Source organism: Subtercola sp. YIM 133946 (assembly GCF_036553535.1).
GTDB lineage: Bacteria > Actinomycetota > Actinomycetes > Actinomycetales > Microbacteriaceae > Subtercola.
This window is the reverse complement of sequence record NZ_JAZHPE010000015.1, coordinates 50,309-74,174: the sequence shown is the minus strand read 5'-3', so window position 1 is coordinate 74,174 and position 23,866 is coordinate 50,309. Positions and strand designations below refer to the sequence as shown.

Sequence of the window (23,866 nt, the reverse complement as noted above, 5' to 3'; positions counted from 1 at the left end):
CGGGTCGTCTCCTTCGGAAGGCGGCCCGGTTCTGTCGTGCGGCTCTGCCGGCACCGGCCCGGCTGCTTCCCGCTAGGAGGCCAGCAGGAAGACGGTGGGAATCGCCAGCAACACCACGGCCAGCCCCACGATGAACGCGCGTGCGCCGATCGAGAGCGGGGGCTGCGGATGCACGAGCCGCTCGACGCGCGCCGACACCGGGTCGAGCGCCTCACCCGCGCGCGCCGGGGGCGCCGTCGTCGGCCGTTCTGCCACCGCCAGCGCGGCGAGTCCGCCGCCGCGACGCTGCACGATCGTCTCGGTCTCGGCAGAGCCGACGATGGTGATGGCCTCGGCGAGGGTGAGGTCATCCGTGTTTCTGCGGCTCTGGTCGTCGGCGAGCATCTCGACGAGTACTGATACGGCGACCTGGGCCCGTGTCGCGATCGGGAACCAGGGCAGCGCGCTGCGCCACGATTCGAACGCGACCAGCACGATGTGGTGCTGCTGGCGCAGGTGGCCCTTCTCGTGGGCGATGACGGCCTCGAGCTGGTCGGTGCTGAGCCGGGTGACCAGCCCCTCTGAGAGTACGGTGACGGTGCGCGCACCGGGCAGGCAGTAGGCGACGGGCGCGGGGGAGTCGATGATGTGCGTTCCGGGCCGGCCGAGCAGGGGAGTGCTGAGCAACTCGACCAGCGAACGGTGCCGGCGGCGCTGGCGCTCGGTGCGAACCGAGGTGACGACGAGGTTCAGCACGAGGTGGGCGGCGAGCAGTGCTGCGCTGCTGAGGGCGAATATGTCGATGAGCCCGACGTCGGGCGGCAACGGGCCGCTGAAGACCAGCGGCGGCAGCGCGGCCAGGCCGTGCACCAGGCTCGAGCTGAACGGCGCGAGGCCGAAGGTGACCAGCGAGCCGATCATCGAGAACCCTCCGGCCAGGGCGATGGCAGACCAGGCAGCCAGGGCGACACCGGGTGAGCGTGAGGGCCAGTGCGCCTTGGCGAGCAGCACGGGCACCGGCCAGGCCAGCAGCACCGCGAGCACTGCGAGCGTCGCAGAGGCGACGAGCATCGAATTCAGCACGCGCTCACCTCACCGATCACCCGCCCAGCGTACTCGCCGCCCCTGACCCGGCTCAGAGGGAGGTGGGGGAGGTGGGAGTGTCAGGCTGTTGGTTGGCGCGGTCATCCAGGAGGCGGCGCAGTGTTGCGGCCTCTTCGGGGCTGACGGTGCCCACGAAGTGCGCCAGCGCGGCGGCACGGTCGGGTTCGCCGCCGAGCGCCTGCTGCAACAGCTCGGCCGTGTGGTCGGCGCGGGTGGTGACGGCGTAATAGAGGTGCGGCCTCACCTTGCGGTTGCGGTCGACGAAACCCTTGCGTTCGAGCCGTGACAGCACGGTGAGCATGGTGGTGAGAGCAAGTTCATTGCCGGCACTGGTCTTGTGCGCCAGCTCGTCGCGCAGCTCGGCGGCCGAGACCGGCTCGCCCGTCGACCAGAGGCGCTCCATGATGGAGCGTTCGAGTTCACCCAGAGTTGCCATTGCCCCAGATTACCGCCTTTCGTGAAATTGTTCTACGCCGGGTAGAAAAGTGTTCTACACTCAGTAGAAGATGCTTTTCTACACAATGTAGAACTACCCGATGCACCCGGGAAATCGCATAATGGTAGCTCAGAAATCACTGAGCGGTTGACACGCGGAGGCGCTGTGAACGACCTGCTTGATCCACTTCTGCTGTCACGCTGGCAATTCGGCCTGACCACGATCTACCACTTTCTTTTCGTGCCCCTCACCATCGGGCTCTCGGTCACGGTCGCGCTGTTCCAAACGGCGTGGGTTCGCACCGACAAGGCGAAGTACCTGCAGCTGACGAAGTTCTTCGGCAGGATCTTCCTGATCAACTTCGCCATGGGCGTGGTGACCGGAATCGTGCAGGAGTTCCAGTTCGGCATGAACTGGTCTGACTACTCCCGCTTCGTCGGCGACGTGTTCGGCGCCCCGCTCGCTCTCGAGGGCCTCCTCGCGTTCTTCCTCGAGGCGACCTTCATCGGGTTGTGGATCTTCGGCTGGGACAGGCTGCCGCGAAAGCTGCATCTCGCCACCATCTGGGTCACGGCCGTCGGCGGCGTGCTCTCGGCCTACTTCATCATCGCGGCCAACGCCTTCATGCAGAACCCGGTCGGCTACGAGATCAACCAGGCCAAGGGCCGCGCCGAGCTGACCGACATCTGGGCCCTGCTGACCAACAAGGTCGCGCTGGCCGCCTTTCCGCACACCATCTTCGCCTGCTTCATGGTCAGTGCCGCGCTGATCATCTGCGCCGCCGCCTGGCACCTGAAGAGAAGACAGCACGTCGACACCATGCGCCCGGCGCTGAAGTTCGGGCTCTGGATGATGGTGGGAGCCGGCATCCTGACCATTCTGTCGGGCGACCAGCTGGGGCTCGCGATGGTCTCGACGCAGCCCATGAAGATGGCCGCCGCGGAGGCGCTCTACAACACGGCCACCGGCGCGAACGCCTCGTTCTCGCTGTTCACGCTCGGCACACCCGATGGCGTGAGCGAGCTGTTCTCGATTCGCATACCGTACCTGCTGTCGTTCCTGTCGACGCACACGTTCGACGGAACGGTCGAGGGCATCAACGATCTGCAGGCCCAGTACTCGCAGCTGTACGGCCCCGGCGACTACACGCCGATCATCTGGGTCACCTACTGGGCGTTCCGCTACATGATCCTGTTCGGTGTGGTGTCGATCGCCATCGCCGTGGCCGGCCTCTGGGCCACCCGCAAGGGTCGCGAGCCCAAGCGCTGGATGTGGAACGTGGCCATCTGGGCGGCGCCCCTGCCGCTCGCCGCGATGATCGTCGGCTGGGTCTTCACCGAGATGGGCCGGCAGCCGTGGATCGTGTTCAGCCTGCTGAAGACGTCTGACGCGGTGTCGCCGAACACGACCGGGCTCGAGGTGCTCATCTCGCTCATCGCATTCACCCTCATCTACGGCACCCTGGCCGTCGTCGAGTTCAAGCTCATCAAGAAGGCCATCCAGAAGGGGCCCGACGAGCCGCCGATACCCGACAAGACCACCGGCGAGATCAGCCACGAAGCGACGGTGTACTGATGGATCTGCCCACCCTCTGGTTCTTCGTCATCGGCTTCTTCTTCATCGGGTACTTCGTGCTCGACGGGTTCGACTTCGGCGTCGGCATGACGCTGCCGTTCCTCGGCCGCGACGATACCGACCGCCGCGTGCTCATCAACACCATCGGGCCGATCTGGGATCTCAACGAGACCTGGGTGATCGTCGCCGGGGCTTCGCTGTTCGCCGCCTTCCCCGAGTGGTACGCGACCCTGTTCAGCGGCTTCTACCTGGTCATGCTCGCGATTCTGCTGGCGCTCATCCTGCGCGGAGTCTCGTTCGAGTACCGGCACCAGCGCCCCGAGGCTGCCTGGAAGAGACGCTTCGACCGGATGATCGTGATCGGCTCTGCAGTGCCCGCCTTCCTGTGGGGCCTGGTGTTCTCGAACGTCGTTCGCGGTGTGCCGCTCGATGCTGGGTTCAACTTCACCGGCAGCGTGCTCGACCTGTTCAGCCCCTACGCGATTCTCGGCGGACTCACCACACTGTTGCTCTTCTTCACCCACGGCGTCATCTTCGTCTCGCTCAAGACCGACGGCCCGATCCGTGAGCGGGCCCGGGCGCTCGCCGTTCGGTCGGGGCTGCTCACGATCGTCGTCGCGGCCGCCTTCCTGGTGTGGACGACGGTGTCGTTCGGCACCGTCTGGTCGGGCATCCTGTCGGCCGTCGCTGCCGTCACGCTGGTCGGGGCGTACCTGCTGAACCTGCGCGGCGCAGAGCGCTGGTCGTTCGCCCTGATGGCGGCCACCATCGGCATCGCCGTGTTGAGCCTGTTCGTCTCGCTGATGCCCGACGTCATGCCGGCCACGAACGACCCGGCGCACAGCCTGACCATCCAGAACGCCTCATCGTCGGGGTACACCCTCACGATCATGAGCTGGGTCGCGCTGGTGTTCGTGCCGCTCATCCTGCTGTACCAGGGGTTCACATACTGGGTGTTCCGCAAGCGGCTGACCCGGGCATCCATCACCGGCGAGGCCGAGCCGGGTGCGGCCCACGGGTCGGCAGACGTGGCGGCAGGCGCCTGATGAAGCCCGTCGACAGGCGCCTGCTGCGCTACGCCGGAGCTGCGCGTGCCTTCTTCGCCGTCGGCGCGGTGCTCGCCCTGGGGCAGGTGGCGTGCATCGTGGCGTTCGCGTGGCTGGTGAACTCGGTCGTGGTGCGCGCGATCGGAGGCGCGGGGCTGGGGGAGCTGCTGCCCTCGCTCGCGGCGCTCGCCGGGGTCGTGCTGGCCCGCTCGGCACTCGCCTGGTTGACCGAGGTCAACGCGGCGCGCGGCGCGGCCATCGTCAAGAGCCAGCTGCGGCGCGAGGTGCTGGCGGCCCTGCCGTGGCTCGGGCCGTCATGGCTGGCGACGCGCAACAGCGTGGCCATCACGACCGTGATCACGAGCGGATTGGATGCCCTCGACACGTACTTCGCGAAGTACCTGCCCCAGCTCATCCTGACCGTCGTGGTGATGCCGGTGCTCGTCGTCGTACTGTTTCTGGCCGATTGGCAGAGTGGACTCACGGTGCTGCTGACCCTGCCGCTCATCCCCGTGTTCATGGTGCTGATCGGCCGGGCCACCGAGAAGGCGCAGGCCGACCAGTGGCAGCAGCTCAGCCGGCTGGCGACCGGGTTCCTCGACGTTGTCGAGGGGCTCTCCACGCTGAAGGTGTTCGGGCGCGAGAAGCGGCAGGCGGCGCGCATCCGTTCGGTGACCGACGAATACCGCTCGACGACGATGAAGGTGCTGCGCCTGTCGTTCCTGAGCGGATTCGCGCTCGAGCTGGCCGCGAGCCTGTCGGTCGCGCTGGTCGCGGTCTCGATCGGCCTGCGGCTGGTCGACGGGTCGCTGGCGCTCGGGGTGGGGCTGTTCGTGCTGATGCTCGCGCCCGAGGCCTTCCTGCCGCTGCGCCAGGTGGGGGCGCAGTTCCACGCGGCGGCAGACGGCGTGGCGGCCACCGACGACGTCTTCGAGATTCTCGATGCGGTGCCGTCGGCCGGCCCGGCCGCGCCTGCCGTGGCGGCTGAATCGGCTGCGGGGCCGGCTGCGGGAGTGACCGTGGTGCTCGATGCGGTCACGGTGCGCCACGGCGACGACGTGGCCGTCGACGCGTTCTGCGGCGTCTTTCCGGGCGGCGCGCTGACCGTCGTCTCCGGCCCGAGCGGAGCCGGCAAGTCGAGTCTCGTCGCGGCGATGCTCGGCTTCGTGCCGTTCTCCGGCGCGATCACGACCTCGAGCCGGAACGCCGCGGGCGTCACCGCACCCGGTGGTGCGGAGGTCGCCGCCGGCGCTGCGAAGGTCGCCACCGGGGCTTCCGGGCTCGCCACCGGCCCCACGGGGGCCTCCGGCGCGGCCACCGCGGTCGCCACCGGCGCGGAGAGACGGCTCAGCCTCGACGACATCGCATGGGCGGGCCAGCGGCCCGGCCTCCTCGCGGCGACCATCGCCGACAACATCACCCTCGGCACCGCGGCCCCCGCACCCGCGCTCGTTGAGCGGGCGATGAGACTGGCCGCCGCCGACGACCTCGACCCCGCCACCCTGCTCGGCGTGAACGGATGGGGCCTCTCGGGCGGCCAGGCGCAACGCGTGGCCGTCGCCCGCGCGTTCTACCGCGCTCTCGAGCGCCACTGCCCGGTCGTCGTGCTCGACGAACCGAGCTCGGCCCTCGACGCCGCCACAGAAGGGCGACTGATCGCGGGCCTTCGCGAGCTCGCCGCCGCCGGAACCACCGTCGTCGTGGTCTCGCACCGCCCTGCCGTCGTCGCTGCCGCCGGCCACCGCGTCACCCTCGCGCGCCCCCTCTCGTCGGCCAGCCAGCCGGCGGCGGCCGCTGAGCCGGCGGCGGCCGGCGACCAGGCGGCGGTCACGCGCGGATCGGTCGCGGCCCGCGAACCGGTGGCCACGCGCGAGCCGGCGGCTACCCGCGAACCGGTAGTACCCCGCGAGCCGGCGGCTACCCGCGAACCGGTAGCGCCCCGCGAGCCGGTTACCACCGCCGAGCCGGTGGCGGCCGACCGAGAGGCGGTGCGCTGATGCAGACCGCCGAGGTACTGCGCCTCGCCCAGCCGCGCTGGAAGTCGTTCGCCCCCGGACTGCTGTTCGGCGTGCTGCGTGCGGCGGCCGCGGTGGGGCTGCTCGCGACATCCGCCTGGCTCATCACGAGGGCGGCCGACGAACCGCCCATACTGTTTCTGTCGGCCGCGATCGTCGGTGTTCGGGCCGCGGCGCTCGGGCGGGCATCCTTTCGGTATCTCGAGCGGCTCGCGAGCCACGACGCCGCGTTCCGCGGGCTGGCCGACCTGCGGGTGGGTATCTACGAGCGGCTGGTTCCACTCGCGCCCGACGGGCTGCGCGGCACGCGACGCGCCGACCTGCTCGCGCGGCTCGTGGGCGACGTCGATGAGCTGCAGAACCTTCCGCTGAGGGTGGTGCAGCCCCTGCTGGTGTCGCTCGTGGTGTGCGTCGCCGCCGTGGTCGGCACGTGCATCCTGCTGCCCGCCGCCGGAATCGCCCTCGCCGTCACCCTCACCCTCGCCTTCGCGCTCGGCACCCTCGTCAACCTCCGTCTCGCGGGCCGCGCCGAAGCCGACCTCTCACCGCTGCGCGCCGACGTCGCCGACCGCGCCCTCGACGTTGTCGCAAACCTCGACGTTCTGGTCGCCTACGGGGCGGTGGATGCCCGCCTCGCCGGCCTGCGCGAGGCCGACGCCCGGCTGACCGACGCCGCGCTCGGCAAGGCGTCGGGGGCCGGGGCGGTCGCCGCTGTCGTGTCGCTGCTGGCCGGAGCCGCGACGCTCATCGCGCTGCTCGTCGGAGTTCCCGCGCTGGGTGTGCCGCCGACCGGTGCCGCCGCCGTCGCCGCCGCGGCCGCCGGTGCCGGATCGGGCACGCTCGCAGGCGGTATCACCGGGCCCGTGCTCGCGATGCTCGCGCTGGTGCCGATCGCGGTGTTCGAGGTGTTCGGCATGGTTCCGCTCGCCGTCGGGGCGTGGCGGCAGGTGCGTGTGAGCGCGGCCCGGGTGGCCGACGCGGTGCCGGCCGTGGCGCCGCCGGAGATCCCCGTGGACGGGACCACCGGCGCGCAGCCCTGGGGCACCCCGCACCTCGGCGCCCCGCTCGTCGAGCTGCGGAACGTGTCGGTGCGCTGGCCCGGCGCCGCGGCACCGGCCATCGAGGGGGTCTCGCTGAGCATCCGGCCCGGCGACCGGGTGCTGGTCACGGGAGCGAGCGGGGCGGGAAAGACCACCCTCGCCCACGCGCTGGTGCGCTTTCTGGAGGTCGACGGCGGCTACACGATCAATGGGATCGACGTTCGTACCCTGCCGCAGGCCGACGTACGCTCGATCGTCGGACTCTGCGAGCAGCAGCCCTACCTCTTCGACGAGAACCTGCGCCAGAACCTGCTGTTCGCCGACGACACGGCGACCGACGACGACCTGCTCGACGTGCTCGACCGTGTCGGCCTGCTCGACTGGGCTCTCGAACGCGGAGGACTCTCCGCCCCGCTCGGCGAGCACGGCGCCCTCGTCTCGGGCGGACAGGCCCAGCGCATCGCCCTGGCCCGCGTGCTACTGGCCGACTTCGCGGTCGTGGTCTTCGACGAGCCCACCGCGAACGTCGACCCAGAGCGCGCCGACCTGCTGCTCGCCGAGCTGCTGGCTGCCGCCGGCCCTGAGCGCTCGGTGGTGCTCATCTCGCACGCCGCCGTTCAGCCGGCCCTCGTCACGCAGACCCTCCGTCTGCCCTGACCGCCCCTCACCCGACCTGCCGCGACGCGCCCTGCCCCGCCTTGCCTGACCTCGCTTGACCCCGCCTGGCCCCGCCTTGCCTGGCCCCGCCTGGCCTGAGCTCGCTTGACCCCGCCCGGCCCGGCCTGGCCTGATTCTTCAGCACATCCTGGTCGACGCGCGGCCTACCCATGCGACGCCGAACATTCGCTGAAACCGCGGGCCACTCAGGCCAGCGGCCGCGCCAACTGGCCGAGCCGCCGCTGCCACTGGGCCGCACGGGCCTCGTCGGCGGCCACCGCAGGCCCCCCGGCCCACTCCGTCACCGACCGGATGCCGTACAGCGCATTCACCGCCCACACCTCGCACCCGCGCAGGTCGGTAGGTGCCGCCCGCTCCTCGACCACCGGCACGCCCAGCGCCTGCGCCAGCACCCGGATCGTGCGCGCCGTCACGCTGTCGACCCGCGCGAGTGCCGCGGGCGGCACGTGCAGCTCGTCGCCGCGCCACCACAGCAGGGCGGTCGTGGTTCCGTCGACGATGGCTGCGTCGCCCGCCAGAATCACGAGATCGTCGATCCCGCGCTCGCGGGCCGCGTTGCGCAGCGTAGTGAGCCGTTCGAGGTCGGGCCCCTTCACGCTCGGGATGCTCCGCGGCTCTTCCCCGAGGTGAGTGCCCAGCACGGCAGTACCCGCCGGCGCCGGGGCGAGCCGCACCAGCACCGACAGCTCGAACCCGCCCGCCGTCCCGTCTCCCGCCGTTCCGTCTCCCGCCGTCCCGTGTCCCGCCGTCCCGTGTCCCGCCGTCCCGTGTCCCGCTGTTCCGTCTCCCGCTGTTCCGTGTCCCGCCGTTCCGTCTCCGGACGCAGCGCGACCCGGTCGCGACACGGCGCTCGGCCCGCCTCCTGGGGTCGCCCACAGCTCCACGCGCGGAAACCACCGGTGCACGGGCGGCAGCGCCCCGAGCGCCGACGCCCAGAAGGCGTCGAGGGTGGCGCGGTCGGAGTATCCGCTCGCGAGACACGACCCCACGAACCGGTCGCGGTGTAGGTCGATGGCGCGCACGCGGCCGTGGTCGACGAGCCACGAGTCCGCGACGAGCAGGCGCCGCCGGGCATCCGGAGCCCCCTGCTGCAGCCGCAGCTCACCGTCACGAAAGACGAACCGCCGCTCGGCCTCATCGGGGCTGCTCTGGCCAGCACTCACGTCACTCACCCCGTCAACGCTACCCGGGCGGATGCCCGGTCGCGCCGAGCACCGGCCGCCCCCCGCCCCCCACCCGCTGTCAGCTGAGGGCGTACCGCCCGCCGACCCACGGTTCAGCATCGTTTAGTACGCTTGAGTGTTGGAGCTGCGCGGGGCTGATGTCTGCCCGTACGCGAGCCGCCCCATCCCGACGAATTGAGACCTACGTGACTATCGAACGCGATGCCGCCGTGCGCGCAAACGGCGACGGCGCCGAATCTTCTGACGAGGGTGCCACCGGCGGCGCCCAGCGTTACGACTTCACCGCCATTCAGAACAAGTGGCTGCCGCGGTGGGACGCGCTCGAACCGTTCCGCACCGACCTCGACGGTGACAAGCGGCCGCGCAAGTACGTGCTCGACATGTTTCCGTACCCCTCGGGCGACCTTCACATGGGGCACGCCGAGGCCTACGCGCTCGGCGACGTCATCTCGCGGTACTGGCGCCACCAGGGCTTCAACGTGCTGCACCCGATCGGCTGGGACTCGTTCGGCCTGCCCGCCGAGAACGCCGCCATCAAGCGCCAGATCGACCCCCGCGAGTGGACCTACGACAACATCGACCAGCAGAAGGCGAGCTTTCGCCGCTACGCCGGCTCGTTCGACTGGTCGCGCGAACTGCACACGAGCGACCCCGAGTACTACAAGTGGAACCAGTGGCTGTTCCTCAAGATGTACGAGAAGGGCCTGGCCTACCGCAAGGCGAGCTGGGTCAACTGGGATCCGGTAGACCAGACCGTTCTGGCCAATGAGCAGGTTCTGCCCGACGGCACCTCCGAGCGCAGCGGCGCCGTGGTCGTGAAGAAGAAGCTCACGCAGTGGTACTTCAAGATCACCGACTACGCCGACCGCCTGCTCGACGACCTGAAGCAGCTCGAGGGCACCTGGCCGGCCAAGGTCATCTCGATGCAGCGCAACTGGATCGGCCGCTCGATCGGCGCCGACGTCGACTTCGCCATCGAGGGTCGCGACGAGAAGGTCACCGTCTTCACCACGCGCCCCGACACGCTCTACGGCGCCACCTTCATGGTCATCGCACCCGAGAGCGAGCTGGCGGCAGAGCTCATCGCCGGCCCCGAAGTCTCGGCCTCGGCGCGCGACGCGTTCGCGACATACCTGACCGAGGTGCAGAAGAGCACCGAACTCGAACGTCAGGCCACCGACCGCCCCAAGACCGGCGTCTTCATGGAGCGCTACGCCATCAACCCGCTGAGCGGCGAGCGGCTGCCGATCTGGGCAGCCGACTACGTGCTGGCCGACTACGGCACCGGCGCCGTCATGGCCGTGCCCGCCCACGACCAGCGCGACCTCGACTTCGCCCGGGCCTTCGACCTGCCCGTTCGCGTCGTGCTCGACACGAACCAGCCGGTCACGGGCGCGATTCCGGTGTTCCCCGACGGCGAGATCCCGGATGACCTGCCACCCCTCGATCCGTTCTCCACCGGCAAGGCGCTGACCGGCGACGGTCGCCTCATCAACTCGGGCTCGCTCGACGGGCTGTCGAAGAACAAGGCCATCGCGCGGGTGATCGAGCAGCTCGAGGCCGCCGGAACCGGCCGCGCCGCCAAGAACTACCGCCTGCGGGATTGGCTAATCTCACGCCAGCGGTATTGGGGAACGCCGATCCCGATCATCCACGGCTCTGACGGCGCCGAGATTCCCGTGCCCGAAGACCAGCTGCCCGTTCTGCTGCCGCCGACCGAGGGGTTGAACCTGCAGCCCAAGGGCACGTCGCCGCTCGGTGCGGCATCCGACTGGGTGAACGTGCCAGACCCGCGCGACGGTTCGCCCGCCCTGCGCGACGCCGACACGATGGACACCTTCGTCGACAGCTCGTGGTACTTCCTGCGCTTCCTGTCACCGAACGACGAGACGAAGGCGTTCGACCCGCGCGAGGTCGACAAGTGGGCCCCCGTCGACCAGTATGTCGGCGGCGTGACCCACGCCATCCTGCACCTGCTGTACGCCCGCTTCATCACCAAGGTGCTGTTCGACCTCGGCTACGTCTCGTTCACCGAGCCGTTCAGCGCGCTGCTGAACCAGGGCATGGTGCTGATGGACGGTTCGGCCATGTCGAAGTCGAAGGGCAACCTGGTGCGCCTCTCCGACCAGCTCGACGAGCACGGTGTCGACGCCGTGCGCCTCACGATGGCGTTCGCCGGGCCGCCCGAAGACGACATCGACTGGGCCGACGTGTCGCCCGCGGCGTCGGCGAAGTTCCTGGCGCGGGCGTGGCGGCTCGCGGGCGACGTCACCAGCGCGCCCGAAGTCAACTGGCGCGACGGCGACATCGCCCTGCGCCGGGTCACCCACCGCTTTCTCGCCGAGGCTCCCGGCCTCATCGAAGCGTTCAAGTTCAACGTGGTCGTCGCGCGCATCATGGAGCTCGTCAACGCGGCCCGCAAAGCCGTCGACACCGGGCCCGGCGGCGGCGACCCCGCCGTGCGCGAGGCCGTCGAGACCATCGCGCTCGGCCTCTCGCTCTTCGCCCCCTACACGGCCGAAGACATGTGGGAGCGCCTCGGCTACCCGCCCTCGATCTCCAGCTACGGCTGGCGCGGGGCCGACCCGGCGCTGCTGACCGAGGAGTCGGTCACCGCCGTCGTACAGGTCGACGGCAAGGTGCGCGACCGTCTCACCGTCTCGCCGAAGATCTCCTCGACCGACCTCGAGGCGCTCGCGCGTTCGTCGGCCGCCGTGGAGCGTTTTCTCGGTGACCGCGAGATCGTGAACGTGATCGTGCGCGCGCCGAAGATCGTGAACATCGCGACGAGGCCGCGCGCGTAGGGCTGTCTGCGGGGAGCGCGGCGCTCTTCGCGCAGAGTCGGGGCCGGGCGGATGCTCGGCCCTTTCTCGTCTGGGGTCAGGGTTCCGGCACGGTCGGGTTGTTCGTGGTCGGGTCGTCCTCCACAGGCTGAGCTTCGGTCGCGTCGTCCACAGATTCGTGCAGTGCCGGATGCTCGACCTTTTGTGATTCCTAGATTCGGGGCATGACCCCACTTCCTGCTCAGCCCTCCACCTCCCGCCCACGATCGGCCATCGCCGACTCCACCGCCATCACGATTGCCACCGACACCGACACCGACACCGACACCGACGCCATCGCCCCGGCCACCGACGCCCCGCTCAGCCGTCGCGATGCTCGATCCGCCCGCGCTCGATCGACGGCGGTGGCTTCGACGCACGTAGACGACTCGGTGAGTGTGAGCACCCGCGCCATGCCGAGCAGGAGCGAGATCGACACGTGGAATCGGCACAGCGCCGGGGCGGAAGCCACGGAGGAGCTCGGCATGGTGGGGTCGGGCGACAAAGGGTCAGGCGACGCGCTGGAGCTGGAGCTGGAGCTGGAGCCGGAGCCGGGTCCGGGTCCGCAGCGGCCACGAGTGCGGGTAGGGATCGGAGCGGCGGTCGTCATCTGCATCCTGGCCCTGGTGTGCGCCGTTCTGGTCTCGGTCTTCACCCCGCGGGGCCAGAGCGACACAATCGCGCTCTCGGCCGGCGGCGGAACACGGATCGCAGCATCCGGGTCGCCGAGCGCCACTCCCGGCGTCAGCTCGAGTGCTGGCAGCGCAAATGATCACTCCAGCAGCGGCACCGACGGTCCCGGCAGTGCCGGTGCAGCAAGCGGCACGTCATCAGCAGCGACATCTGCGTCAGCGTCGTCGACCTCGACCACCTCGGCGGCCGGGACGCAGGCGGGTACGTCGCAGTCCGGCGCGGTGATCCTGGTTCACGTGCTCGGGGCTGTGGCCAAGCCCGGCCTCTACCAGCTGCGGGTCGGTGACCGGGTCATGGATGCCGTGACCGCAGCCGGTGGGTTCGCCCCGAACGCCGACCAGGGCCAGCAGAACCTCGCGCGGGTACTGAAAGACGCCGAGCAGGTCGTGGTCCCCGAGACCGGTGCGGCCCCTCCGCTCGGGTCGGTCGCCGCCGCGACCAGCGGAGCGTCGGCGGGCGCAGGCTCTTCGAGTGCGGGCGCAGGTGCGGCATCCGGTGGCGGCTCGGCCGCATCGGCGGGCGCTCCGGTGAACATCAACCTGGCCGACGAGCCGACGCTCGAGACGCTGCCGCACGTGGGGCCGGCAATGGCGGCCCGCATCATCGCGTGGCGCACGGAGAACGGACCCTTCACCCAGACAGACGACCTCAAGAACGTCTCGGGAATCGGCGACAAGACTTTCGCCGAACTCGAGCCCCTCGTGACCGTCTGATGTCGCCGGCTCGCCTAGCCTCGCGAGACGGTCTGGCGCCGTCGCCGTCGCCGTCGCCGTCGCCGCAGCCGCCGGCCCGCTTCGCCTCACGAGACGGTTTGATGTCGCTGGCTCGCCGCGCCTTGCGAGACGGTCGGCGCCGCCGCGGCCGGCCCGCCTCGCCTCACGAGACGGTTCGATGTCGCCTGCCCGCCGCGCCTCGCGAGACCGTCTAGCACCGGCCGACTGCCCATGCCCCGAAGACCGGCTGATGCCCGGCAATCGCCTAACCCATGGTGGCTGTGCCATCCCGTCCAGCCGGCCGAGCGTCGCTGGCGGCGGCGCGGCTGGCTCACGATCGACATGCAGGTTGCCACCCAGACGCCGCCACGGTGGCATCCGCGCGAAGCAGCACCGAATCTCTGGTGGGATGAGCGATGGCGCCTGATCTGAGATTGGTGGTGCCGGCGTCGGCGGCGTGGCTCGTCGCGGCGATCGTCGTCGGCGCGCCGTCGGAGTGGCTGGTCGCGTGGGCCGGTGTGCTTGCGCTCTGCGCGCTCGGGGTGATGGCGCTCCTCCTGCTTGTCGCCGCGGGGTTCTCCCGACCGGCCTGGAGCCGCCGTCGCCGTCGACATCACGGATCCCGCCGAGCTCACGAGCGCGGGTATGGCCGGAGCGGGGGCGCCCCGCAGTGGGTGGGTACCGTCGCCGTCGCCGTCGCGGCGGTGGTGGTTGTGCTGGCATCGGTGGGCGCTCAGGTCGGGGCGCGCAACCCGCCGAGCGTCGAAGGGCTCGCGGGTCACACCGTCACCGCGACCATCACCGTGGGGTCCGCAGCGGTCGAATCTGACGCGGTCGGATTCACGGGCACCCAGGCTTCGAGGCGCTTCACGGCGACGGCGACGCGCATCGTCGCTGGCGGCCGCGAAAACGACCTGCGGATCCCCGTGCTGGTCTTCGTGCGTTCCGACGACTCGACCTTTGCGCCCTCGGCCGCGAACGAGGAGCCCGACGACCCGATCCAGATCGGGGCGCAGCTGCGGGTGGTGGGAACACTGAAGGCGACCGACCCGGGGGAGAGCGTCGCCTATCTCGTCTTCGCGACCGGCGCGCCGGTGGTGGCCTCGCCCGCGCCGTGGTGGCTCGACTGGGCCAATCGGCTGCGCGACGGGTTTCGTGAGTCGGTACGTGGGCTTCCGGGCGATGGCGCCGAGCTGGTGCCGGGTCTCGCGCTGGGCGACGTCAGCCTGGTCAGCGACGACCTCGACTCCAGCATGATCGACAGCGGGCTCAGCCACCTCACCGCCGTCTCGGGTGCGAACTGTGCGGTCGTGGTGGCCGCGATCATGCTGCTCGGCGGGGCGATCGGGCTGTCGCGACGCTGGCGCATCGTGGCTTCGGTGCTGCTGATGGTCGCGTTCGTCGTTCTGGTGACGCCGTCGGCGAGCGTGGTCAGGGCGTCGGTGATGGCGGCCGTTGTGCTGCTCGCACTCGGCACGGGGCGAGCTCCGCGCGGGATGCCCGCGCTGGCGTTCGCGTCACTGGTCATGCTCACCGCCGACCCGTGGCTCTCACACAGTTACGGGCTGGCGCTCTCGGTGCTCGCGACGGCCGGGCTGCTCCTTCTCACACGCCCGATCCAGCAGGTGCTGGCGAAGTGGATGCCCGCGGGGCTCTCGCTCGTCATCGCCGTGCCGCTCGCCGCCCAACTGGCCTGCCAGCCCATTCTCGTTCTGCTGGCGCCGAAGATCTCGACCTACAGCGTGTTCTCCAACCTGCTCGCCGAGCCGGCCGCGCCCATCGCCACGGTGATCGGACTGGTCTCGTGCCTGGTAGGCGCGCTGATTCCGCCGCTCGCTCCGGTGGGGGCGTGGCTGACGTGGGTTCCGGCGTCGTGGATCGCCGGAGTGGCGACGTTCTTCGCCCATGCCCCGGGCGCGAGCATCCCGTGGCCCGGCGGAACCGCGGGGGTCGCTCTCGTGCTCACCCTGACGGCGCTCACGTTCGCGGCGGTCTTCCTGCGTGAATCGCCGGCGTACCGCCGCCGTCGTGCCGCAGATTGGTCATCCCGCAGGCGCCCCCGCCTTCGAACCCGCCCTCTCAGGCGGTCCCGCCCCCGCTCGCGCCTCCGCATGCCCGACCTCTCCGCGACGACCTGGCTGCGCCTCACGTCGGGCGCCGCCGTCGCGCTGACGATCACGATCTACGCTGGCAGCGCCCTGGGCTCAGCCGTCAGGCCGAGCGGCGGCTGGCCACCCGGCTGGACCATCGCCGCCTGCGACATCGGCCAGGGCGACGCCGTCGTCGTGCGCGACCCCGACACGGGCAGCATCGGTCTCGTCGACGTCGGCCCCGACCCGGCGTTGCTCACCACCTGCCTGCATCGCCTCAACGTCGGGGTGATCGACCTGTTGGTGCTGACCCACTACGACCTCGACCACGTGGGCGGCCTCAGCGCCGTGGTCGGGCACGTCACGACGGCGATGCTCGGGCCGCCCGACGACGATCACGACGGTGGTCACGACTCGAGTATGGCGAGCGAGTTGACGGCTGGCGGGGCCGAGGTCGAGCATCCCACCCGCGGCGACACCGGCACTCTCGGCGACCTCGCCTACAGCGTTCTCTGGCCCGAGGCAGGCACCGACCTGCGCGGCAACGATGCCTGCGTCACGCTGCAGTTCAGCGGTGCGATCAGATCTCTCTTCCTCGGCGATCTGGGTGAAGACGCGCAGAAGGCGATGATGGCCGTGAACCAGCTGCCGCACGAAGACGTCGTGAAGGTGGCGCACCACGGCAGCGCCGACCAGAGCGAAGACCTCTACCACGCGATCTCGGCGACGGTGGGTGTCATCTCGGTGGGAATGAACAATCGGTACGGGCATCCGACTGACCGTCTGCTGTCGATTCTGGGCCGCAGCCAGACGCTGGCCTACCGAACCGACCTGCTGGGCATGATCGTGCTGACCCCCACCGACGGCGGCATCGACGTGTGGTCAGACGGTGCGGCTAGGGTGGAGAAGAAGGAATGAGGTGACACGTGGCCGCAGCACGAGGTGCGCGTCCGACGCCCGCGCGCGGTGGTGCGAAGGGGTCGACGAAGTCTGCTGCGCCGGTGATCCCGCAGCTCTCGTGGGAGCAGATCCGCCCCGCCTCAGTGGTGCTCGTCTCCGGCACCGAGTCGTTTCTCGCCGAGCGCGCCATCCGCCAGCTGCGCGACCTGCTCAAGGCCGAAGACCCCAGCCTCGAGATCAGCGACATCGACGCCGCGAGCTACGCCCCCGGCGAGCTGCTGACCATGGCAAGCCCATCGCTGTTCGGCGAGCCGCGCCTCATCCGAGTCTCGTCGGTCGAGAAGAGCACTGATGCGTTTCTACTCGAGGCCATCGACTACCTCGGCTTTCCCGCCGATGACACCTACGTGGTGCTGCGGCACGCCGGGGGAGTGCGCGGCAAGCGCCTGCTCGACGCCGTTCGCGCCAGCACCGGCGACGTCATCGAGGTGGTCTGCGCCGAGCTGAAGAAGGATGCCGAGCGGTACGACTTCGCTGTCGCCGAGTTCCGGGCGGCCGGCCGCAGGGTCACTCCCAGTGCCGTGCGCGCACTGGTCTCGGCCTTCTCCGACGACCTCGCGGAGCTTTCCAGCGCCTGCACCCAGCTCATCGCCGACACCAGCGACGAGATCAACGAAGACACCGTGGCGAAGTACTACTCGGGCCGTGTCGAGACGAACGCGTTCGCAGTGGCCGACAGCGCCATCGCCGGCCGCTACGGCGAATCGCTGGCCCTGCTGCGGCACGCGCTGGCGACGGGGGCCGACCCCGTGCCGATGGTGGCGGCGTTCGCCATGAAGCTCCGCACGATGGCGAAGGTGCTGGGCACCCGCGGCGGCTCGGGGCAGCTCGCCGGGCAGCTCGGCCTCGCGCCCTGGCAGATCGACCGTGCGCGCCGAGACCTGCAGGGGTGGACGGGCGAGGGCCTCGGCCGCAGCATCCAGATGCTGGCCGAGACCGACGAGAACATCAAAGGCGGTGTCGGCCGCGACCCGGTCTACTCCCTCGAACGCATGATCGCCACCGTCTCCTCCCGCGGCGAGCGCTGACCTCCCAGTCGCCACCCACCCCGGGCACGACAAAAAGCCCCGCCGATCGACGGGGCTTTTCGAGACGCAGAAGTTCTGCTGAGCTCTCTACGACGAACGAAGCCGTCAGGCTTCGTGAGTCACAGGCTCTACAGCGCGGCGACGCTCTTCGCGATGGCCGACTTGCGGTTCGCTGCCTGGTTCTTGTGGATGACGCCCTTGCTGGCGGCCTTGTCGAGCTTCTTGCCCGCGAGCGCCAGAGCGGCGGTGGCCTTCTCCTTGTCACCAGCGGCAACGCTCGACTTCACCGAGCGGATGACCGTCTTGAGCTCGCTCTTGACGGCCTTGTTGCGCTCGTTGGCCTTCTTGTTGGTGCCGATTCGCTTGATCTGGGACTTGATGTTTGCCACTGAAATACCTTCTGTATCGATTGTGATGAAAACTGGGTGAAGTTTGTGATGGGTGGCGCGGTCAGATGCACGCAAGCCAACAGGCAACATTACCAGCTGACCGCCCGAACAACAATCTCGGCGCGTGTCGTCTAGCGTTTATCGCATGCCCAGTCTCGCACCGCACATGGATTCGGTTCCGCCGTCAGGCATCCGCCGCATCTTCGAGCTCGCCCAGTCGCTCGACGACGTCGTCTTCCTGGCGGTCGGTGAGCCAGATGTTCCGGTCGCAGAGCATATCCTGGCCGCGGCCGCCGAGGCCTGGCAGGCCGACCAGACGAACTACACACCCAACGGCGGCATACCCGAGCTGCGTGCGGCGATCGTCGACAAGCTGGCCACCCAGAACGGCATCACCGTCGACACCGAGCAGGTGTGGGTGACGAACGGGGGCATGCACGCCCTGTTCCTCGCCATGACGCTGGCCCTCGGGCCCGGTGATGAGGTACTGATTCCCGACCCGGGCTACTCGACGTTCGCCATGAACGCCCGCATGATCTCTGCCGTTCCGGTGCCGTACACACTGCGATCATCCGGTGGCTTCCTGCCCGACCTCGACGAACTCGAACGCCTGGTCACGGCCAGAACGCGCATGATCATCGTCAACTCACCGTCGAACCCGCTCGGCGCCATCTTTCCGAAGCCCGTCATCGAGAGCCTTCTGGCGTTCGCCAAGAAGCACGACCTGTGGATGCTCAGCGACGAGGTCTACGAATGCTTCACCTATGGCGCCCTGCACACCAGTGTCGCCTCGCTCGACACCGACGACCGGGTGTTCTCAGTGTTCTCGCTCTCGAAGACCTACGCTCTCACCGGGGCCCGCGTCGGCTACCTCGTCACCCCGCCCGGACTCGCGCCGCTGATGCGCACCACGCAGGAGGCGATCGTGAGCTGCATCAACACGCCCGCACAGCTCGCGGCGGTGGCCGCCATCACCGGCCCGCAAGACCACGTGCTGGCCGCCGCCACGCACTACCGCGAGAACCTCGCCGTGGCGACGGCCCTGCTCGACGAGCTCGGCATCGCCTACCTCGAGCCGTCGGGGGCGTTCTACCTGTGGGTCGACGTGTCGTACGCCACCGGTGGCGATGTGGCCGAGTGGGCCGAGCGTTTTCTGCTCGCGCAGCGGGTGGCTGTGGCGCCCGGCAGCGCATTCGGCCGGCACGGCGAGGGCTGGATTCGCCTGTGCGTGGCCGCCTCGCCCGAAACCATCGAGACGGGCATCCGTCGCCTGCCCCGCCCGCCGGTGCTGGGCACGTAGTGCTGCCCCCGCTGGTTGAGTAGCGCGAAGCGCGTATCGAAACCTGCGCGTCGAACGGTTTCGATACGCGCGGCTGCGCCCCGCTACTCAACCGGCGGCGCCGGCTGCGCCCCGCTACTCAACCGGCGGCGCCGGCCGCGCCCCGCTACTCAACCGGGGGGCGCGAGTCAGTGACCGGGGGCGTAGGAGCCGGTGCGCAGCTCGTCGATCAGCGAGGGGCCGTTCGGCTCCCAGCCGAGGTCGATGCGGGCGGCCGAACCGGTGGCCTGCTGGTCGAGCAGCAGCGCGTCGCCGAACGCCTCGCCGATGCGGGCGTGCACGTCGTCGACGCTCGAAGGCACGACGCGCCCATCGAGCCCCGCCGCAATGGATGCCGCGACACCCAGTTCGCGCGTCGACGGGTTCTCGCCACCGACGCCGAGGTACACGCTGCCCGCGGCGGCCAGGTCGAACGCCGCGACGTACAGGTCGGCGAGGTCGTCGACGTACACCGTGGTCCAGTGCGCGTCGCCCGACCCCACCAACTGCAGCGCCTCAAGCCCGTTGTCGCCGACAATGCGCGGGGCATCCACCACCACGTTCGGAATACCCGACCCGTACCCGTACACGATGCCCGGCATGATCACCGTCGTCTTGACGCCCTCGGCCTCAAGCACGCGCTTCTCGATCGCCGAACGCCAGGCGGTGAGCGCCGGCGGGTTCTGCGGCGATTCCTCGGTGATGGCGTCGCCGTCGCCGAACACCCAGATGCCGCCCGTGTGCACGTACGGCTTGTCGCTGCCCTCCAGCCCCGCGAAGATCGCCGTCACGAAGGCGTCGTCGAGCGAGGCGCTCGAGGCGTCGCCGGGGGAGGCCACGTGGATGACCCCGTCTGAGGCGATCGCCTGGGCGGTCAGCAGTTCGGTGTCGCTGAGCTCGCCGATCACGGCGACGGCGCCCAGCGCCTCGACCTCCTCGGCCTTCGAGGCGTTGCGCGCCAGCGCGGTCACCTCGCGGCCCTGCGCGCGCAGCGTGCGAAGAATGGATGATCCGACAAACCCGGTCGCGCCGGTCAGAAAGATGCTCATGCCACCAGTCAACACCCGCTTCGGCGCACCGATTCCCGTCGCGAGCCCGCGGCAGCGACAAGTCTCGTAAACTTGAAGGCACCATTGCCGAAACGACGAGGAACGCGTGAGCCCCAGAGCAGTACAGGAACTCCAGCCGGCGTCGACCGACCCCGCGTTCATCCGCAACTTCTGCATCATCGCGCACATCGACCACGGCAAGTCGACCCTGGCCGACCGCATGCTGCAGATCACCGGCGTCGTCAGCGACCGCGACATGCGCGCGCAGTACCTCGACCGCATGGACATCGAGCGCGAACGCGGCATCACCATCAAGAGCCAGGCCGTGCGCATGCCCTGGCAGCTCGACGGCACGACGTACGCCCTCAACATGATCGACACCCCCGGGCACGTCGACTTCACCTATGAGGTGAGCCGCTCGCTGGCGGCCTGCGAGGGCGCCATCCTGCTGGTGGATGCCGCACAGGGCATCGAGGCGCAGACCCTCGCCAACCTCTACCTGGCCCTCGACAACGACCTCACGATCATCCCGGTGCTGAACAAGATCGACCTGCCGGCGGCCGACCCCGACAAGTACGCCGAAGAGCTCGCGGGCCTCATCGGCGGCAGGGCCGAAGACGTTCTGCGGGTCAGCGGCAAGACAGGCATGGGCGTCGAAGAGCTGCTCGACCTGGTGGTGGCGAGCATCCCGGCACCGAAGGGCGACATCGACGCCCCTGCCCGCGCCATGATCTTCGATTCGGTGTACGACGCCTACCGCGGTGTCGTCACGTATGTGCGCATGATCGACGGCAAGCTCACGCCGCGCGAGAAGATCATGATGATGAGCACCAAGTCGACCCACGAGGTGCTCGAGATCGGCGTCAGCTCGCCCGAACCGACGCCGTCGAAGGGGCTCGCAGTCGGTGAGGTCGGCTACCTCATCACGGGCGTCAAAGACGTGAGGCTCAGCAAGGTGGGCGACACCGTCACCACGTTCAGCAAGCCCGCCACCGTCGCTCTGAAGGGCTACAGCGAGCCCAAGCCGATGGTGTTCTCCGGCCTCTACCCGATCGACGGCAGCGATTACCCGAACCTGCGCGAGGCCCTCGACAAGCTCAAGCTGTCGGATGCCGCACTCGTCTACGAGCCTGAGACCTCCGTTGCTCTCGGCTTCGGTTTTCGCTGCGGTTTTCTCGGCCTGCTGCACCTCGAGATCATCACCGAACGCCTCGAACGCGAGTTCGGCCTCGACCTCATCGCCACCGCGCCGAGCGTGATCTACGAGGTGACCACCGACGACAAGAAGAGCGTCACGGTCACCAACCCGAGCGAGTTTCCCGGCGGAAAGATCGCCAGTGTCAGCGAGCCGATGGTGAAGGCGTCGATCCTCGCGCCCAAAGACTACGTCGGCACCATCATGGAGCTCTGCCAGGGCCGCCGCGGCACCCTCGACGGCATGGAGTACGTGGGCACCGACCGCGTCGAGCTGCACTACAGGATGCCGCTGGGCGAGATCGTCTTCGATTTCTTCGACCACCTGAAGAGCCGCACGCAGGGCTACGCCAGCCTCGACTACGAGCCCATCGGCGAGCAGGTTGCCGACCTGGTCAAGGTCGACATTCTGCTGCAGGGTGAGGCCGTCGACGCGTTCAGCGCCATCGTGCACCGCGAGAAGGCCTACGCCTACGGCGTGCTGATGACCGAGCGGCTGAAGAAGCTCATTCCGCGCCAGCAGTTCGAGGTGCCCATCCAGGCCGCCATCGGCGCGCGCATCATCGCTCGCGAGTCGATCAGCGCCATGCGCAAAGACGTTCTGGCCAAGTGCTACGGCGGTGACATCACCCGCAAGCGCAAACTGCTCGAGAAGCAGAAGGAGGGCAAGAAGCGCATGAAGATGGTGGGCCGCGTCGAGGTCCCGCAGGAGGCGTTCATCGCCGCCCTGAGCGGCGACACCGAGAGCAAGAAAGACAAGTAGCCCCTCGTCAGCCGGCGGCGCACCCGCCGATCGTCACCGGCAGGGTACCGTCGTACTGACCGTCGGGCGGCGTGACCCTGAAGTTGGCCGACCAGGCGATCTGCCACACGCTCGGGGCGATCGCACTGGAGGGGGCGACGGGATACTCGGCGGTGTTTCCGTTCATGATGATCGTCGCGTGCCCTGAGTCGTCGGCAGCGCCGCGGCCGTCGAAGCTGTAGCCGGTTCCACCGTCGGTCTGCACACCGCGCAGCTCCACCCACTCGCCCGGCAGCAGTCCGGAGAATGTCACCGGCAGGCCGGCCTGCCCCGCAACCAGCTGCTCGGGCTCGACGCAGGCCTGCACGTCGGCCGTGACGTCGTCGATGGGCAGGAACGCGATCGACAGCGGCTCGCTCAGCGCCACGGGTTCGGCGATTCCGGTCGTCGAGCCGTCTGAGGGCGACTCCGGTGCCGGGCCGTCGCCGGCGTCGACCCTGAGGTAGCTGCCCAAGAGAAAGCCGCTCTCGCCGCTGTGTGTGAAGTTCTGCGGAAAGGTGTCGGGCGTGAAGGTGATCGACGCTCTGCCCGAGCCGTCTGTGGTCAGCGGTGCGGGCGAGCTGAGCACAGGGAAGTACCCGTCGGGAGTCGACGACTCACCTCTATACCGCGACTCGATCGACACCGCGTACCGCGTGTTCGGAGCAAGCCCCGACACATCCGCCGTCACCCCGGAGCCCCAGCTCGGCGCGGTGAACGTCTGCGGCGAGGTGGTGACGGCAGGAACAGACGGTGCCGGCGGCGCCGACGATGCGGGCGCGGTCGGTGTCGAACTCGGGGAAGGGGTGTCGCTGGGGGTCGCGGTCGCGATCGGAGCGCCCACGTTCCACAGCGAGGTACCCAGCCCGAGCGCCAGCGCGGTGCCGGCCGTGCCCACGCCGAGCAGCACGAGAACCACCACGACCGCGGCCCGCAGCCCGACCCGGCGGCGAGGCACGTCTGTCGGGCGGGGCACCGCCGTCGTCGCCGGCCCGGGTGCGGTTGCCGATCCCGCCGACCCCGCCGTCGTCGCCGGCCGGGCGGCAGCCTCGGTCGCCGGCCCCGGCAGTAGCGCCGCGTCCTGCGGCGTGACGATCGCTTCGGCCATCACGGCATCGGTGATGCGGCCGATGATCCTATCGAAGTCGTCGCCGGTGGGAGGGTCAGTTCTCATTCTCGGTCACCGCCTTTCGCAGCCGGGTGCGCGATCGTGCCACCCGTTGTCGCACGGCTCCGACGCTGATGCCGGTCGCCTGCGCGGCCTCGGCGTAGCTGCGGCCCTCAATCAGGCACAGCTCGCAGATGCGCCGGTCGAGGGGCGAGAGGGCCTCCATCTCGGCCATCACCCACCTCAGCCGGTCGCGTGATTCGTCGTCGCTCTCTGGCGCGGCGATCTCATCGGGCAGCGGGCCGGCCGCGTGCCGCAGCCTCGACCGGTTGAGGTTCAGCGCCGTGTTGCGGCACGTGACGAGCAGCCAGGGCAACAGCGAACGGTCGGCCAGAACGATCGTGGCGGCTTTGCGCCAGCAGGTCACGAAGGTGTCTTGCACGACCTCCTCGACATCGGTTGCGTTCGCCACCAGAGCCCAGGCGTAGCGCGTGACGGCGGGGGCGTGCCGCCGCAGAATGGCGCGCAGGGCCTCGGCGTCGCCGCCGGCAGACAGCGCCAACAACTCGGCGTCTGGCGAATCGACTGCAGTCATGTGCACCCCCTCACCTTCGTAATGTCTGCAGACCGCAGACAATCACATCACCGACGAACATTCGCTCAA

17 protein-coding genes are annotated in these 23,866 nt (G+C 69.5%); 10 read left to right on the top strand and 7 right to left on the bottom strand.

From position 1 onward, the window contains the following. Nucleotides 1–72: 72 nt before the first annotated feature. Together V3W46_RS04910 and V3W46_RS04905 are read right to left on the bottom strand one after the other, a co-directional pair. Nucleotides 73–1,062, bottom strand: coding sequence for a M56 family metallopeptidase (locus tag V3W46_RS04910; protein WP_331781973.1), 990 nt, complete (start codon nucleotides 1,060–1,062; stop codon nucleotides 73–75). A 52-nt stretch (nucleotides 1,063–1,114) separates the two neighbouring features. Continuing rightward, a complete protein-coding gene (locus V3W46_RS04905) occupies nucleotides 1,115–1,519 on the bottom strand; it encodes a BlaI/MecI/CopY family transcriptional regulator (RefSeq protein ID WP_331781972.1) in 405 nt (134 codons plus the stop codon). A gap of 165 nt (nucleotides 1,520–1,684) precedes the next feature. Here V3W46_RS04905 and V3W46_RS04900 point away from each other — a divergent pair, with 165 nt between their 5' ends. The 4 genes from V3W46_RS04900 to cydC are packed head-to-tail and all read left to right on the top strand — an operon-like array spanning nucleotide 1,685 to nucleotide 7,852. Further along, nucleotides 1,685–3,094, top strand: a complete 1,410-nt coding sequence (locus V3W46_RS04900) for a cytochrome ubiquinol oxidase subunit I (protein ID WP_331781971.1) — start codon at nucleotides 1,685–1,687, stop codon at nucleotides 3,092–3,094. Next, the gene (gene cydB / locus V3W46_RS04895) at nucleotides 3,094–4,140 is read left to right on the top strand and encodes a cytochrome d ubiquinol oxidase subunit II (RefSeq protein WP_331781970.1); all 1,047 of its coding nucleotides are present in this window, start codon (nucleotides 3,094–3,096) and stop codon (nucleotides 4,138–4,140) included. Before V3W46_RS04900 ends, cydB begins: the two co-directional genes overlap by 1 nt. Next, a complete protein-coding gene (gene cydD / locus V3W46_RS04890; RefSeq protein WP_331781969.1) occupies nucleotides 4,140–6,137 on the top strand; it encodes a thiol reductant ABC exporter subunit CydD in 1,998 nt (665 codons plus the stop codon). The genes cydB and cydD overlap by 1 nt, the downstream gene beginning before the upstream one ends. After that, on the top strand, nucleotides 6,137–7,852 hold the full coding sequence (gene cydC, locus V3W46_RS04885) for a thiol reductant ABC exporter subunit CydC (RefSeq protein ID WP_331781968.1): 1,716 nt from the start codon (nucleotides 6,137–6,139) through the stop codon (nucleotides 7,850–7,852). The genes cydD and cydC overlap by 1 nt, the downstream gene beginning before the upstream one ends. 206 nt (nucleotides 7,853–8,058) lie before the next feature. On the opposite strand, the gene V3W46_RS04880 is transcribed toward cydC, so the two are convergent. Beyond that, a complete protein-coding gene (locus V3W46_RS04880; RefSeq protein ID WP_331781967.1) occupies nucleotides 8,059–9,045 on the bottom strand; it encodes an aminotransferase class IV in 987 nt (328 codons plus the stop codon). 149 nt (nucleotides 9,046–9,194) lie between these two features. Between V3W46_RS04880 and leuS the strand changes: the two genes are divergently transcribed. The 4 genes from leuS (at nucleotide 9,195) to holA (ending at nucleotide 17,363) form a co-directional block, all read left to right on the top strand. Next, a complete protein-coding gene (gene leuS, locus V3W46_RS04875; protein WP_331781966.1) occupies nucleotides 9,195–11,861 on the top strand; it encodes a leucine--tRNA ligase in 2,667 nt (888 codons plus the stop codon). Between the two features lie 203 nt (nucleotides 11,862–12,064). After that, a complete protein-coding gene (locus V3W46_RS04870) occupies nucleotides 12,065–13,285 on the top strand; it encodes a helix-hairpin-helix domain-containing protein (protein ID WP_331781965.1) in 1,221 nt (406 codons plus the stop codon). Nucleotides 13,286–13,701: 416 nt separating this feature from the next. Then, the gene (locus tag V3W46_RS04865) at nucleotides 13,702–16,293 is read left to right on the top strand and encodes a ComEC/Rec2 family competence protein (protein WP_331781964.1); all 2,592 of its coding nucleotides are present in this window, start codon (nucleotides 13,702–13,704) and stop codon (nucleotides 16,291–16,293) included. Nucleotides 16,294–16,301: 8 nt separating this feature from the next. Then, entirely contained in the window at nucleotides 16,302–17,363 is a 1,062-nt protein-coding gene (gene holA, locus V3W46_RS04860; protein WP_331781963.1) for a DNA polymerase III subunit delta, read from the top strand. Nucleotides 17,364–17,491: 128 nt separating this feature from the next. Here the strand turns inward: holA and rpsT are convergent, their stop codons facing one another. Then, a complete protein-coding gene (gene rpsT / locus V3W46_RS04855) occupies nucleotides 17,492–17,752 on the bottom strand; it encodes a 30S ribosomal protein S20 (protein ID WP_331781962.1) in 261 nt (86 codons plus the stop codon). Between the two features lie 145 nt (nucleotides 17,753–17,897). Here rpsT and V3W46_RS04850 point away from each other — a divergent pair, with 145 nt between their 5' ends. Further along, nucleotides 17,898–19,052, top strand: a complete 1,155-nt coding sequence (locus tag V3W46_RS04850; protein ID WP_331781961.1) for a pyridoxal phosphate-dependent aminotransferase — start codon at nucleotides 17,898–17,900, stop codon at nucleotides 19,050–19,052. Nucleotides 19,053–19,219: 167 nt separating this feature from the next. On the opposite strand, the gene V3W46_RS04845 is transcribed toward V3W46_RS04850, so the two are convergent. Next, complete coding sequence (locus tag V3W46_RS04845) at nucleotides 19,220–20,119, bottom strand: NAD-dependent epimerase/dehydratase family protein (RefSeq protein ID WP_331781960.1); 900 nt, start codon at nucleotides 20,117–20,119, stop codon at nucleotides 19,220–19,222. Between the two features lie 106 nt (nucleotides 20,120–20,225). Here V3W46_RS04845 and lepA point away from each other — a divergent pair, with 106 nt between their 5' ends. Then, nucleotides 20,226–22,076 (top strand): translation elongation factor 4, encoded by a 1,851-nt coding sequence (gene lepA, locus V3W46_RS04840; RefSeq protein WP_331781959.1) that lies wholly within the window; start codon nucleotides 20,226–20,228, stop codon nucleotides 22,074–22,076. Between the two features lie 7 nt (nucleotides 22,077–22,083). Here the strand turns inward: lepA and V3W46_RS04835 are convergent, their stop codons facing one another. Together V3W46_RS04835 and V3W46_RS04830 are read right to left on the bottom strand one after the other, a co-directional pair. Next, nucleotides 22,084–23,268, bottom strand: a complete 1,185-nt coding sequence (locus tag V3W46_RS04835) for a hypothetical protein (RefSeq protein WP_331781958.1) — start codon at nucleotides 23,266–23,268, stop codon at nucleotides 22,084–22,086. Beyond that, complete coding sequence (locus tag V3W46_RS04830) at nucleotides 23,258–23,797, bottom strand: RNA polymerase sigma factor (protein WP_331781957.1); 540 nt, start codon at nucleotides 23,795–23,797, stop codon at nucleotides 23,258–23,260. The genes V3W46_RS04835 and V3W46_RS04830 overlap by 11 nt, the downstream gene beginning before the upstream one ends. Between the last annotated feature and the right edge of the window lie 69 nt (nucleotides 23,798–23,866).